Annotated in this window: 15 protein-coding genes; 8 read left to right on the top strand and 7 right to left on the bottom strand. The window is 69.3% G+C overall.

What is annotated here, in order from left to right; all coding sequences use genetic code 11:
• Positions 1-282 precede the first annotated feature (282 nt).
• Together NUG21_RS14345 and NUG21_RS14340 are read left to right on the top strand one after the other, a co-directional pair.
• On the top strand, positions 283-1341 hold the full coding sequence (locus NUG21_RS14345) for an HDOD domain-containing protein (RefSeq protein WP_263391221.1): 1059 nt from the start codon (positions 283-285) through the stop codon (positions 1339-1341).
• Between the two features lie 389 nt (positions 1342-1730).
• A complete protein-coding gene (locus tag NUG21_RS14340) occupies positions 1731-2804 on the top strand; it encodes a M50 family metallopeptidase (RefSeq protein WP_263391220.1) in 1074 nt (357 codons plus the stop codon).
• Between the two features lie 168 nt (positions 2805-2972).
• Here the strand turns inward: NUG21_RS14340 and NUG21_RS14335 are convergent, their stop codons facing one another.
• Positions 2973-3461, bottom strand: a complete 489-nt coding sequence (locus NUG21_RS14335) for a pyridoxamine 5'-phosphate oxidase family protein (protein WP_160948038.1) — start codon at positions 3459-3461, stop codon at positions 2973-2975.
• Positions 3462-3775: 314 nt separating this feature from the next.
• Here NUG21_RS14335 and NUG21_RS14330 point away from each other — a divergent pair, with 314 nt between their 5' ends.
• The 3 genes from NUG21_RS14330 to NUG21_RS14320 all read left to right on the top strand — a co-directional run bounded on the left by NUG21_RS14330 (position 3776) and on the right by NUG21_RS14320 (position 5766).
• Positions 3776-4747 (top strand): lipase family protein, encoded by a 972-nt coding sequence (locus NUG21_RS14330; RefSeq protein WP_263391219.1) that lies wholly within the window; start codon positions 3776-3778, stop codon positions 4745-4747.
• A 101-nt stretch (positions 4748-4848) separates the two neighbouring features.
• Positions 4849-5433, top strand: coding sequence for a glycoside hydrolase family 108 protein (locus NUG21_RS14325; protein ID WP_019796936.1), 585 nt, complete (start codon positions 4849-4851; stop codon positions 5431-5433).
• A 159-nt stretch (positions 5434-5592) separates the two neighbouring features.
• Entirely contained in the window at positions 5593-5766 is a 174-nt protein-coding gene (locus NUG21_RS14320) for a DUF1328 family protein (protein WP_160948036.1), read from the top strand.
• Positions 5767-5865: 99 nt separating this feature from the next.
• Here NUG21_RS14320 and NUG21_RS14315 read toward each other — a convergent pair whose 3' ends face one another.
• The 3 genes from NUG21_RS14315 to NUG21_RS14305 form a co-directional block, all read right to left on the bottom strand.
• A complete protein-coding gene (locus NUG21_RS14315) occupies positions 5866-6033 on the bottom strand; it encodes a hypothetical protein (RefSeq protein ID WP_019796935.1) in 168 nt (55 codons plus the stop codon).
• 135 nt (positions 6034-6168) lie between these two features.
• Positions 6169-7569: a trypsin-like serine peptidase gene (locus tag NUG21_RS14310; RefSeq protein WP_263391218.1), complete on the bottom strand. Its 1401-nt coding sequence runs from the start codon at positions 7567-7569 to the stop codon at positions 6169-6171.
• A gap of 255 nt (positions 7570-7824) precedes the next feature.
• Positions 7825-9426: a BamB-related PQQ repeat family beta-propellar protein gene (locus NUG21_RS14305; RefSeq protein WP_263393092.1), complete on the bottom strand. Its 1602-nt coding sequence runs from the start codon at positions 9424-9426 to the stop codon at positions 7825-7827.
• 508 nt (positions 9427-9934) lie between these two features.
• On the opposite strand from NUG21_RS14305, the gene NUG21_RS14300 reads away from it, so the two are divergent.
• Complete coding sequence (locus tag NUG21_RS14300) at positions 9935-10744, top strand: SGNH/GDSL hydrolase family protein (RefSeq protein ID WP_263391217.1); 810 nt, start codon at positions 9935-9937, stop codon at positions 10742-10744.
• Positions 10745-10844: 100 nt separating this feature from the next.
• Here NUG21_RS14300 and NUG21_RS14295 read toward each other — a convergent pair whose 3' ends face one another.
• Positions 10845-11555, bottom strand: coding sequence for an rRNA pseudouridine synthase (locus tag NUG21_RS14295; protein ID WP_263391216.1), 711 nt, complete (start codon positions 11553-11555; stop codon positions 10845-10847).
• A gap of 67 nt (positions 11556-11622) precedes the next feature.
• Complete coding sequence (locus NUG21_RS14290) at positions 11623-12120, bottom strand: YgjP-like metallopeptidase domain-containing protein (RefSeq protein WP_019796477.1); 498 nt, start codon at positions 12118-12120, stop codon at positions 11623-11625.
• A 126-nt stretch (positions 12121-12246) separates the two neighbouring features.
• Between NUG21_RS14290 and NUG21_RS14285 the strand changes: the two genes are divergently transcribed.
• Positions 12247-12780 carry a DUF2058 domain-containing protein gene (locus NUG21_RS14285; RefSeq protein WP_242156593.1) on the top strand — a complete coding sequence of 178 codons (534 nt, stop codon included), beginning with the start codon at positions 12247-12249 and terminating at the stop codon, positions 12778-12780.
• Between the two features lie 117 nt (positions 12781-12897).
• Positions 12898-13164, top strand: a complete 267-nt coding sequence (locus tag NUG21_RS14280) for a DksA/TraR family C4-type zinc finger protein (protein ID WP_019798271.1) — start codon at positions 12898-12900, stop codon at positions 13162-13164.
• 3 nt (positions 13165-13167) lie between these two features.
• Here NUG21_RS14280 and NUG21_RS14275 read toward each other — a convergent pair whose 3' ends face one another.
• The gene (locus NUG21_RS14275; protein WP_263391215.1) at positions 13168-13431 is read right to left on the bottom strand and encodes a DUF2789 domain-containing protein; all 264 of its coding nucleotides are present in this window, start codon (positions 13429-13431) and stop codon (positions 13168-13170) included.
• Between the last annotated feature and the right edge of the window lie 27 nt (positions 13432-13458).

The raw sequence follows: 13458 nt of genomic DNA, 5'->3' as shown, positions 1-13458 counted from the left end.
AGGCGGTCAAGCCCATGCCTGGGCCGGATCAGCCACCTGCCGTACGTAGTGGATGCTGGGTGTCGACGCACAGGCCGGCGGGGTGGTGACGGGCACCGCCGGCACGCCGCTTGCTTGCGACTGGGGAGCGCGATCGCGCGCGTCCCTGACCCCCTGACGGAGGGTCGGCCGCCGCATCACGTCGGCGTTGCGCAGAAACCCGCGCGGCGTGCTTGAATGACATGGCGCGCCGCGTGGGCGCGCACCGGTGGCCGGGCGCGGGGACCTGGCGATGTTTTGCGGATGACGACGATCGTGCCGATCATGTGGATTGCCATCAGTGCGGGTGTGCTGGTGCTGGGGGCCGGACTGTGGTGGTGGCTGCGCCGCGGCCATGGCGATGCGGCCGAAGCGCCGCAGGCGCGCACGGCGTTCGAGGACGCGGGCCAACTCGATGCGTCGGCAGCGCCTGCACGCGCGGCATCGGCTGCGCCTGGTGCCGCAGCGGACCCGGGCATCGACCCATTCGCCGATCCGGCGCTGATCGATCTGGATCCGGTGCCGGACGCGGCGATCCTGGCGCGGCTGTGCGAGCTGGCGTTCGCCGGCCGGCCGGTGAACGCGTCGGCCACGGCCACGCCGGCGGTCATGGCCGATGCCGCCGCGGTGCTGGCGCGCATCGATGCGCATCCGCGCTACACGCCGCGGCGCCCGCACCTGTTGCCGCAGCTGACCCGTGCGATCAACGATCCGGCCGCCGGCGCCCACGCCATCGCCACGATCCTGGGCCAGGACCCGGCGCTGGCCGGCAACCTGCTGCGCATCGCCAACAGCGTCGTCTACCGCCGCCATCCCGAGCCGATCGAGAACCTGGAGCGGGCGGTGGCCCTGCTCGGCACCGAGGGCCTGCGCCAGATCGTGCTGGCGGCGTTGCTGCAGCCGGTGATCGTCGACGACGGCAGCGTCTTCGGCCGCTGTGCGGCGGTGCTGTGGGAACACACCCTGCTGTCGGCGCACGCCGCCGCGCAGGTGCCGGACCGCGAGGATGCGAACGCCGCGCAATTGCTGGCGCTGCTGTGCGGGCTGGGTGCGGTCGCGGTGGTGCAGGTGCTGCGCGATGTCCACGCACGCCATGCCGAGGCGGCTCCCACGCCGGCGGCGATGACCGAGATGCTGGAGGCCTGGTCGGCGCACTGCGCCAAGGCCATCTCCGCGGACTGGGGGCTGTCGCCGCGCGTGCAGCGCGTCCTGGAGGAGCAGGCCAGCGACGCCGATGTGGCGACCATGAGTGCGCTCGGCCTGGCCCTGCGCCGGCATCGCGCCGCCGCGGCCGCACAGTTGGCGGTGCGCTATCGCCGTTAGGTGGCGCCGTTGCGTGATCCAGCCAGTGATTGGTCGACACGTGCGGCAGAGCGGCCGGGTGCCGCAGCGATGCTCGGCCACCGGGCGATGCGACGGGATGTCGGCGCAGCCGGCAGCGCGAGACAGCATGCGCTCACGCAGGCGCGTATCCCTGTCGTGTCCGCGCTGGCGCCGAGGCTGATCTGCTTGCTGGCGCCGTTGGCGACGACCGCCGTCCATGAAGGTGGCGCCCTGCTGGCGGCGCATGCGCATGCGTGCGCCGCGCGGTTCCGGCGTGGCAAGCGGCCGCTCGGTGCCGCGCGGAGCCGGCCATGAGTTCGGCCGGGACACCACGCGGCGTGTGGACGCCATCGCCTTGGCTTAATCGGCTCCTGACAGGCGTGCAGGGCGTGCTGTTGCTGATCGGCGTCTCGGCGATGGCGATCGGCGCTATCGCCCTGGTCCAGGGCGTCTGGGCACCGGGCATGGTCGAGTTGCCGGTGATCCTGCTCAGTCTTCCGCTGGCGGGCATGGCGACGGTGGCGCTGCACGAGTGTGGCCACGTGCTGGCGGCGCGTGCCGCGGGCATGACCGTCTACCTGATCCATATCGGCCCGCTGCAACTGCATGCGCGCCGCCGTGGCTGGAGGATGCGTTGGCGGCGCGTGCGCCCCGGCCATCCGATCGGCTTCGTGCTGCCCGTGCCGGATCCCTCCCTGTCGCTGTGCCGGCAGTATCGATTAACGATCGTCGGCGGGCCGGCGGCCAATCTGCTGGTGGCGTCGATCGCATGGCTTGCCGCGCGAGGCGCCGGCCTGGACAGCAACCTGGGCGCATTCTGCGTTGGCATCGGCGTCCTCAACTTCGCGGTCGCACTGATCAATCTGTTGCCGGTGCAGGGGCGGTCGGGGGCAACCGACGGCTTGCAATGGGTGAATGTGGCGCGGTGGCACGACGCGGATGCCCCGGCGTACGTGCTTGCCGAACTCAATGGGTGGACGTGCAAGGGCGTCACTGCGGACAGGCTGCCGCCGTCCCGTCTGGACGTGCTGGCACGCAGCGATCTGGCCTTGTGCCACAGCTGGTTTGCATTGAAGGCGGCGCAACAGCGTGGTCAGTGGCGGCAAGCGGCGGAACTGCAACCGCAGATGGAACAGCGTCTCGCCGAGACGGGGCACGCTGCCGCGCACTGGGAGACGCTGGTCATGCTGCTGCGGTGCGAATTCGCATTTTCGCGCGCAATGGAAGGAAGCGCCGAGATCGAGATGCTGGATGCGGGACTGACGGCGGAGGCGGACTGGATCGCGCCTGCGTTGCGCCCGCGCTGCCGGGCATTGATGGCCATGCGGCACGCCGACGCGGCGGAGGCGCAGGCCTGGTTGCGCGTGGCGGAGGCGGCGGCCGAAGACCAGGTCGATCGTGCCCTGCGGGCCAACGAAGCGGTGCTGCGCGATGCGATCCGTGGACTGCTAAAGGCCGAATGACCCGTTGCTTCGGCGCGGTCGACGCCATGCGCCGCTTGCATGACGCGCGGCGCGTTTTCTCGACATCATGCAGACGCGATGCGCCCGGCGGGCGGGAGCCGGCCTGCCGAGCGGGATGCTCCGGCTGCACCCATGCAGCCGGCGCGGCGGCGTGCGAGCGCGTCGACCTCAGCGCAGCGGCACGTCGGCGACCTTGTCCTGATAGTCGCGCTTGGGGTCGATCCCGAACAGCACCTTGATGCCGGCCATCAGGCTGGAACCATTGAGCCAGATCTGCGCGTGGTCCGGATCCAGGCGCAGCAGCGCCAGCTTCGGATCGTCCTTTCCCTGTTCGTACCAGGCGTCGATGAAGCCGTTCCACAGGCGCTCGATCACCGCCTGGTCGTTGTCCACGCTGAGCGTGCCGCTGATGCTGGCGAACAGATCGTGGTTCTTGGCGCTGAACGCCGCGATCACCCGCTGGCTTTCCGTCAGCTTCTGCACCAGCGCGTTGTCCTTGGAGGTGAAGAACCAGATCGGGCCGCCGTGGTCGCCCTCGAACTGCGCGGTCATCGGGCGGGCATGGCCGTCCTCGACGCCGTCCAGGCCCAGCATCACGGTGCGGTCGGACTTCAATGCCTTCCAGAATTTCTCTTCCAGTTCCTGCGGGCTGGCCATGCGGATCTCCGAGCGGGCGACAGTGCCCGCCTGCACTGTGCCCGGCGCGGCGCGCGCGATCCGTGACGGGAGGGTGCAGGCGATGTGGAGAGACAGTGCGCGCAGGTGTCGTAGACAAGTGCTGCGTTGCGACGCGCGATGCGATGCGTATCGAAGCACCGCCTGGATCGGCAGTGCTACTAAGCGATCACGCCCCGCTGCACTTGGCCATCGTCCCGATGGCGGCCGCAGCGTGGCGGACGGACCACGGTTCCGCAGGGAAGGTGTGCCGGTTCCCGCGGCGCGCGCCGCGCTTTCCGACAGGACGTTCGCCGATGAGTGCGATTCCCGCGACGCAACCGCCATTGCCGCCGCAACTGACCCTGGCGATGGCAGCCGCCAGCATCGCCGCGTACGCCGCCTACGAAGGCAAGCCGGTTGTTGCGCCGTCCGACTACCGCCTGGTCGCCCGCTGGTCCGGCTGGGACGGCGATCCGCTGGGTGGCAGCGAGGAACTGTTCGGCCTGCTGTTCCGCTCCACGGTCGCCGCCGGGACCTATCTGTTCGCGTTCCGCGGCACCGACTCGGACCTGGACATCTACGAGGACCTGGACTTCTCCACCACCGCCTTCGTACCCACCGCCGGCACCGCCACGCCCGTGCCGCAGGTGTCGGCCGGGTTCTACGGCATCTACGACGTCAGGGGCGGCGCCATGCGCGCCTCGATGCGCACGCAGTTGTTCGCGCTGCTGGAGCACTTCGCGCCGACCCAGGTCTACGTCACCGGGCACAGCCTGGGTGGCGCGCTGAGCCAGCTGTTCTCGCTGGACCTGGCGCTGAGCCGGCCGGCGCTGCCCAGCCGCAACATCAACTTCTGCAGCCCGATGGTCGGCGACGCGAGCTGGGAGCAGGTCTATGCCGCGCATATCGCGGCGGCCGACAGCACGCGCTGCTACAACTACTGGGACTACGTGCCGTCGCTGCCGCCGTCCACGTTCGGCTATGCGCCGGTGGGGCAGGCGTTCCGCACCGCCTACGAGGTCAACGGCGCCTGGTTCCCGCACCTGCTGCCGCGGCACTCCATCGCCAACATGCAGGTCGTGCTGCAGCATGCGCTGTGGCAGACGCCGCAGGCCTGGAGCGGCACCTTCGCCGACCAGACCGATCCGCAGCGGTTGATGCGCAGCCAACTGCCGCCTACGACGGCACATCCGCCCTGGGCGGACATGGCGCTGACCGCGCGTGCGGCCGAGCAGGCGCTGGGTTTTCCGGAAAATGCGCCAGCGCCGCCAATGGCCACGCCGTGAGCTAGGGGGGCGCCAGGCGGAACGCCGGTGCCCGAGAACCGAGTGGCGCCTCTAAGGGCGCCACGCTGTTGGCAACCTGCATCGTCCGCGAGGAGTTCGCCATGGCGTCGTTCGACCTGTATCTCCCGCAGTTGCTGCGCTTCGAAGGCGGCTTCGTCGACGATCCGGACAATCCGGGCGGCGCCACCAACTACGGCATCAGCCTGGCCACCTTCCAGCGTGATGCGCAGGCGCTGCTGGGCGAGGCGCCGACCCTGCAGGCCTTGCGCGCGCTGACCGTGCAGCAGGCCGCGGCGATCTACAAGCGGGCGTACTGGGACAGGATCGGCGCCGACCAGATCGCCTCGCAGACGCTGGCCGAACTCGTGTTCGATTTCTACGTCGACGCTGGCGATGTGGCGATCGAGCTGTTGCAGCGCATCCTGCAGCAACTGGGCGCCACGCGACTGGTGATCGATGGCGAGATGGGGCCGACCACATTGGCCGCCCTGGCCACGGCCGACCCGGCGCAGGTGTATGCGCAGTACCGGCAGCAACGGATCGCCTACTACCAGCGCCTGGTGGCGGAGCGACCGGCCGACGCCAAGTTCCTGGCCGGCTGGCTGCGCCGCGCGGAATGGTTTCCGCCGAGCCTGCCGGCGGATGCGTCGTCACCGCCGCAGACCGCGCAGCACGGCACCGCCTGAGCGGTCGCGCGCCGCGCCACGCGTGTACGGCGCGTGCATCTGCGTTTCACCGCCTGCGCATGCCGCGCTGGCTAGTCTCCCGGACAAGTGTCGGCCGTTGCCGATGCCACCGCACGCCGTTATGGCGTGCGCCTGTCCTCGTTTCGGGAAGACCGCATCATGATCAAGTGGGCCATCATCATCGCCATCATCGGACTCATCGCCGGCGCGCTCGGCTTCAGCGGCGTGGCGGGCGCAGCGATGGGCGTCGCTAAGTTCCTGTTCTGGGCAGGCATCGCCATTGCCCTGGTGCTGTTCGTGCTGGGCACGATGCTGGCCAAGAAGGTCAGTTGAGCCCAAGACCGGGCAGGTCGCGTTGAGCAGACGCGGCCGGCAGACGGGTAGACGCAGGCGCCGCGGTGGTCAGCAGCCGCCTGCTGCGTCGCCGCCGCCCTAAGCGTCGCTGGCGGTATCGGGGTCGTTCTGCGCGGCGGCATCGTCGGATGCCGGTTTGGCCGCTGCGGCGCGCGCTTCGCGCTTGCGCGCTTCTTTTTCTTCCTGCTGTTTCTTCTTGGCCAGCTCGCGCTGACGTTTCTCGAAGGAGTAGTTGGGCTTGGCCAATGCGCATCTGCCGGTGAGGGGAGTGCGCCGAGTGTAGCCGGTGTGCGCCATCGGCGTACGAAACGGACAGGCCGCCCGTGTGAGACGGCCTGTCCTAGGCGCAGGTGCGGGAGTACGGCCCTCCCGGACCTTGGCTTACGGGCTCAGATACTGCTGGATCGACGAATACACGTCGGCGAAGCGCGAGTAGTAATCGGGATCGCTCGGTGCGCTGCAGTACGAGGTGCCGCCATACAGGCCGCCGCGCAATTGGTAGGCGCCGCTGCTGTTGACGGTGAACAGGCCGGAGCCGGACGAGCCGCCCTCGGTGACGCCGGTGCTCCACTGCACGCGGTACAGCGGCGACTTGCCGTCGATGGAGCTGGACAGCGCGGTGACCTTGCCCAGCGAGTACTTCTTGACGTCGCCAGCGGGGTGGTGGATGCCTTCGATCGCGGTGCCGGTCGAGCCGATCGCCGAACTGCTCCAGCCCGCATAGAACGCGCCGCTGGGCGGAGCGCTCTTCAGCTCCAGCAGCGAGGTGTCGCGGGTGGTGTTGGCATGACGCAGGTAGGCGCCGCCACCGAGCGTGGTGTAGTTGGAATTGACCGTGGAGCCGCCGCAGGTGGTGGCGTCGTAGAACCAGTAGGTCTGCAGCGTGTTGGCCACGGTCTGGGTGCTGATGCAGTGCGCCGCCGTCCAGAACAGCGGCTTCTTCGGCGAGTTGCTGTTGTTGAGCAGGGTGCCGGTGCACAGGTAGGTGCTGCCGCCGCTGGTGAAGGTCATGCGCGCCACCGACTTGGCTGCCGAGGTGAAGCCGGAGGTCGGACTGGCGCGGCAGACGATGTCGCGCTCGCACGAATCGCTCTCGCCGATCATCGGCCGCATCATCGTGTCGCTGGCGACCGGGCTGATGTCCAGGTGCGACAGCTGCGGGATCTTCAGTGCGAAGCCCTGCGGATACTGGCCCGCCGGTAGTTCGATCTCCACCACCATGCGCGCGCCTGCGATCACCGCCGACCAGCCGGGCTGGCTGCCGGCGAAATCGGCGCCGCTCTGCTGGAACACACGGCCATCCTCGCCGGCGAAGCGCAGCGTCGCCTTGCCCGGATCGCCGGGCTGGGCGCCGCTGCCGCTGAGCTGCAGCGCCGCGCGCAGCGCCTGCGCGTTGGTCGAGACGATTTCGAAACTGGTCACCTGGGCGCCGTTGGGCAGGGTCTGCCAACGCAGGCGGCGCAGGTTGATCTCGGGCTTGGCGACGTCGCGGGAGAAGCCGATCTGCAGCGGCTGGCCGTTCTTGACCTGTTGCCCGCGCGCCTGCTTCATCGCCGCGGCCTTGCTGCTGTCGGGGGCGGCCAGGTCGATCAGGCGCGGTGCGTGCGCGCTGCCCGGGGTGAGGCTGCGCAGTTCCGCGCCACCGAGTGCGGCGGCATCCGGGCGCGCTTCGACCGGGGCGGAGTCCATCTCGGCTGCTGGGGGAGTGGCAGCCATGGCGACGGGGGACATGCCGGCAAGGCCGGCCAGCAACGCCAGATACAACGCATGCTTGCGATTCATCGATCTTCCTTCTGCGAAGAGGGACGAGACCATCCGGCAGGGGACCGGATGCCGTTGCACCCGAGTTCAGGGTGCCTGCCGAGGCTACGGACGACGCCACGATGATTGCGTGCCAGGCGTCACGCTCGGGAGGCCGGTTTCGTAGACAGCTGCTCACATTGCGTGTGATGGCGGGTTATGCGCGACGCATAAAAAAGCCTCCCCTGATTGCGCAGGAGAGGCGATGCGATCCGCGTGATGCGACGCAGTGGGCGCTCAGCGGCGCCGGTTCGACGGCACGAACTTGTACAGCTTGTTGACGCCGGTGCCGAAGTTGAAGCGACTGTAGCCGGCGCCCCAGTACACCGCGCCATCGACGATCGCCGGCGCGCTGGACACCGAACCGCCGGCATCGAAGCTCCACAGGGTGGCGCCGGTCTTGGCGTCGAGCACGGTCATCGCGCCGGACATCGAACCGGCATAGACCAAGCCCGGCGACGCGGCCAGCGGGCCGCGGCCGCCCGCGCCGAACGCGGTCTGCACCGGGTCGGTGCCCGGCACCTTGACCTGCCAGAGGATCTTGCCGCTGGCCGCATCCAGCGCGGCCCAGGAGCCGGCATTCCAGGTCTCGGTGTTGCCCGGCGCCAGGGTGTAGGGCGTGTGCTCGTTGTTGTTGATGGCCACGTACACGCGCGCGGCGAACGGATCCACCGACGAGCCCCATTCGATGCCGCCGGCGGTGCCGCCCGGGCCCACCTGGGTCGACCACACGGTCTGCCCGCTGTCTGCGTCGAACGCCCAGTAGACGCCGCTCTTCTGGCCGGCACCGACCAGCGCCTGCGGCTTGCCGTTGCGGATCACCGTGAACAGGTTGGCGCCGCCGCCGCTGAAGTCGTAGTCCGGTCCCTGCGGGTCCTGGCACAGGCCGTTGTTCGGCGCCACCAGGCACGACAGCGACCAGGCGTCGGCGCCCTGCAGGCGGCGCGTCCACACCGGCTTGCCGCTGCGCATGTCCAGCGCCAGCACCGAGTCGACGTAGTTGTCCTGCGCCATGCACGCCAGTTGCGCGGTCTTGTCGCCGTTGGCGTTCTTGACGCAACTGGCCACGTCGGTCGGCACCGAGTAGTTGTTGCCGGTGGTGGCGTAGACGCGCTGGCGCAGCGGATCGATCGCCAGCGTGCCCCACACCGACGCACCGGTGTAGCCCTCCGGCGCGGTGCGGAAGCTCCACAGCAGCTTGCCGGTCTTCAGGTCCAGTGCGGCGACGCTGCCGCGGAAGGTGTACTTGTAGCCGGCGCTCAGCCCGCCCCAGTCGCCCGAGGAGACGCCGACGTACACGCGGTCGCCGTAGATCACCGGCGAGGCGGTGATGCGCGCCTGCGGGTTGGATTCAACCAGGGTCTTCCACAGAAGCTTGCCGGTGGTCTTGTCGATCGCCAGCACGGTGCCGCTGGCCTGGTCGCCGACCAGGACGCTGTCGCGCGCGATCGCCGGGCTGTTGCGCGACAACGAACCGGCGATGCCGGTGTAGTCGGACAGCTTCACCTGCCACACCGCCTTGCCGAGGTCGGTGTCGATGCGATACAGCTGGCCGCCCCAGTCGGGCACGTACAGCGCCGTGCCCTGCACGGTCGGCGTGGCCGACACGTCGCCTTGCGTGGTGAAGGTCCACGCGGTCTTCAGGCGCGCCGCGTTGAACGGGGTGATCTGCCATTCGCCGGGCGCGAAGCGGGTGTTGAGGAAGCCGCCGCCGGCGCTGTCCCAGAGGTTGTGCGTGGCGAACGGCGTGCCGCCGGAGAAGGTGCTGCGCCATTGTGCGCTGGCGGCGGTGGCGTCGGTCGTCGCCGCTGCGGTGCCTGCGGACTGCGCCATCGCCATTGCGCTGAACATCAAGCCGGGAATCAACGCCAGCCGCAGGCGGGAGTGGTTCTGGTGTGCATCACGCGTTTTCATGGATGTCCTTCGGGCCTGGGAGTGAGGATCCCCCCGTCACGTCCGCGGCCATCCTAGAAGCGGAAATCCTTGCGTGTCATGTACTTACGAAAAAGTTAGGGCGCTCGCAAAAGGTTGCGGCGATAGCGAAAAACAATGGCGACAGCATCGCCCTGTCATCGTGTCGGCATCCACGTGACGCAGGTCGGGCCATGGTGCGAGAGCGGTCGCGGCCGTGCGTTGCATTGCATCGACGGGGCGCCGCGCGACGTGCCGACGTAGCGCGTGGCGATATGTGCTGTCGATGCTGAGCACAGGATTCGACGCGTGAGCGCGGACTGAATCGCGGTGCAGCGCGAGGCGTCTGGCGCTGCCGCTGCGGCGATGCGGCATGGCCGATGCGCGCGCTTGGTTACACTGTGCGATCACCGTTGTCCGCACAAGGAATGCCTCGATGAAATGCCCCTCGCTGTTGTCCCTCGCCATCGCGCTGTGCGCCACTGCCGCCGGTGCCGTGCAGGCGGCAACGCCGGCGTCCACCGCCGCGCTGGAGGGCAAGGTCGATGCGCTGTACACGCGTGCGCCGGACACGCTCAAGCCCGACGAAGTGAAGGCGATGCAGCAGCGCCTGCTGGACTGGGCGCAATTGCAGCGCTATCGCGCCGACAATGCCGCGCTGCCGGCGCCGGCAGCGGACGCGCCGCGCGTGGTCTTCTATGGCGATTCCATCACCGACGCGTGGGGCCGCCGCGAAGGCACCACGTTCTTCCCCGGCAAGTCCGCCTACGTCAACCGCGGCATTTCCGGGCAGACCACCGCGCAGATGCTGGTGCGCTTCCGCCAGGACGTGATCGACCTGAAGCCGGCGGTGGTGGTGATCCTGGCCGGCACCAACGATCTGGCCGGCAACACCGGGCTGTCCACGCTGGAGATGATCGAGGACAACCTGCGCTCGATGACCGAACTGGCCCAGGCCCACCACATCAAGGTGGTGCTGGCCTCGGTGCTGCCGGTCACCGACTATCCGTGGCGGCCGGGCCTGCAGCCGGCGCAGAAGGTGCGTGCGCTCAATGCCTGGATGCAGCAGTACGCGCAGCAGCAGCAGGGCGCGGTGTACCTGGATTACTACAGCAAGCTGAGCAACCGTGACGGCGGCATGGACAAGACCGTGGCCATCGATGGCGTGCACCCCAACAACGCCGGCTATGCGGTGATGGCGCCGCTGGCCGAGCAGGCGATCCAGCGCGCGCTCGCGCAGCCCTGATCCACCGCGCGCGCTCTAGCCCCCCTCCCCCGGGAGAGGGGTGGGGGTGAGGGTAGGGCGTGCTGGCAACAATGATCGTCGCCGCAGCACCCGCAACCGCTCAGAACCGCTCGCCGTCCGGCAGATAACGCCATTCGCCTGGCGCCAGCTTGCCCAGCGGGATGCGGCCGATGCGCAGGCGGCGCAGCCCGCTCACCTCCAGCCCGACCTGCGCGCACATGTCGCGCAACTGGCCCGGGTGCACGTGCTTGATCGCAAAGCGCAGGCGCTGTTCGCTCTGCCAGCTGACCTTGCACGGCGGCAGCGTGCGCTGTCCATGGCGCAGGCCATGCGCGAGTCGGTGCAGGCCGTAGGGCTGCAACGTGCCGTCGACCTCCACCACGAACTCCTGCTCCAGCGTGGCCGCGTCCTCGCTCAGCCGCCGCAGCACGCGGCGGTCCTGGCTCAGCACCAGCAGTCCGCTGGCTTCGGTTTCCAGTGGCAGCGGCATGCTCAGGCGCAGGAAATGGCGCTTGAGCACACGCACGTCGCTGGTATCCAGTGCGCTGCGGTGGGCGGGCGTCGCCAGCGCGAGCGCCTCTTCGGCGCGCATGCCGGCCGGCTTGTGCAGCAGCAGGGTCACCGCCTGTGCCGGGCCGAGTTGCGCGTCAGGCGCCAGCGTCACCTGCTGGGTGGTGATCGGCGTCTGCGGTTCCTCGACCACCACGCCGTCCACGCTGACCCAGCCGCCTTCGATGTACTGCTGCGCTTCGCCGCGCGAACACGGCAGCAGGGCGGCGAGATGCTTGTCGAGACGGACGGGGCTGGACATCGGCGGTGCGGCGATCGGTCGGGGGCGCAGTGTACGGGCGTCGCGGGGGCGCTGCCACGCAGCGGTGTCAGCGCTCGCCCAGTTCCAGCTGGGTCAGGTACAGGCGCAGGTCGAACTCCAGCCGGTGGTAGTCCGGCACCATGTGCGCGCACAGCTGGTAGAAGGCCTTGTTGTGCGCGCTCTCCTTCAGATGCGCCAGTTCGTGGGCGACGATCATCGGCAGGAACGCCGCCGGGGCATCGCGGAACACGCCGGCGATGCGGATCTCGCGGCTGGCCTTGAGCTTGCCGCCCTGTATCCGCGACACCGTGGTGTGGGTGCCCAACGCGTGCTTCACCGCCTGCAGGCGGTTGTCGTAGATCACCTTGTGCAGCGGCTCGGCGCTGCGCATGCAGCGGTCCTTCAGTGCCTGGGTGTAGTCGTACAACTGGCGATCGGTGCGCACCGCATTGGCCTCGGGGTAGCGGCTGCGCAGCCAGTCGCCCAGGCGCTGGCGCGCGATCAGCTCGCGCACCTGGTCCAGGACCTGGGGCGGGTAGCCGACGAGATAGCGCAGGGTGTCCATGCCGCCACCTTAGCGTGCCGTGCGCTGCACGCGCACCCGTCGCAGGCCTAGGCCTGGCCTTCGCGGGCGGCTGTCGGCGCTGCGGGTATCATGCGGCTCCCGAATCCGAGTCCGTGGACGCTTCCGATGCGCAATCCCCTGCAGGAGCAACTGCTCAAGGCCGGCCTGGTGAAGAAGAGCCAGGTGGCTCAGGTCGCGCGCGAGCAGGCCAAGGCGCGCCAGGGCAAGACCCCGCCGCCGCCCAGCGCCGAGCAGCGCGAGAGCGAGCGGTTGCGGCAGGAGCGGGTGGAGCGCGACCGCGCGCTGTCCGCCGAACGCAACGCGCAGGCGCGTGCGCAGGAGCAGCGTGCGCAGGCGCGGCAACTGGTCGAAAGCCACAAGCTCAAGGCCGACGGCGAGATCGACTACCACTTCACCGATGCCGGCAAGATCCAGCGGCTGCGCGTGGATGCGGCGCTGCGCACGCAACTGATCGCCGGCAGCGTGGTGATCGCGCGGCTGGAGGCCGGCTACGTGCCGATCCCGCGTGCGGTGGTGGACAGGATCGTCGCCCGCGATCCGGCGACCATCGTGTTCGATGCGCTGGCGGCAACGCCGGCCAGCGGCGAGGACGATCCCTACTACAGCCAGTTCCAGGTGCCGGACGATCTGATCTGGTGACGCCCGCCGTCCACATCGGCGCCGCATGAATGTCCCGGGAAAGTGAAGCCGACGTGCATTGCATTCGCCGGGGGCGGCCGCATCATCCAGACAGGGCAACAGTGTGCGGAGACGACCATGGCCACTGGGTGGGCAGGCGACGGCGCGGTGCAGGACCAGATCGATGCGACCGTCGAGGATGCGATCAAGCGGGCGCGCAGCCAACTGCCGCAGGGCCCGGGACTGAGCCGCTGCGAAGACTGCGACGCGCCGATTCCCGAGGCGCGGCGCAAGGCCGTGCCGGGCGTGCGCCTGTGCGTGGCCTGCCAGGACGCGCAGGACCGCGCGCAGCACGAGCACAGCGGCTACAACCGCCGCGGCAGCAAGGACAGCCAGCTGCGTTGACGCTTAGCCGGCGTGGTCGGCGCCTGGCTCGGGCCGTGCGTGCAGGGCGATGTTGAACTGATCGACCACGACCGCCCAGTCGGCGTCTTCCAGGCGTTCCTCGCGCAACAGCTGCGCCTGCGCCGGGGTCCAGAACGGTGCTTCTTCCAGGCGCATGTCATCGGGCAGTGGCGCGTGCTGGGCGATGAACTGGCGAATCTCGCCTTCGCTGTTGGGCAGGCCAAGTTGGGCGAAAAGGTCGGCGAACGGGGGAATGACGGGTTCCATGCTGTACCTGGTCGGGAAGGGGAGATC

Source organism: Xanthomonas sp. CFBP 8445 (assembly GCF_025666235.1).
GTDB classification, from domain to species: Bacteria; Pseudomonadota; Gammaproteobacteria; order Xanthomonadales; family Xanthomonadaceae; genus Xanthomonas_A; species Xanthomonas_A indica.
Note: the sequence above shows the minus strand (reverse complement) of the source record. Positions and strands in the feature narration are given on the sequence as shown.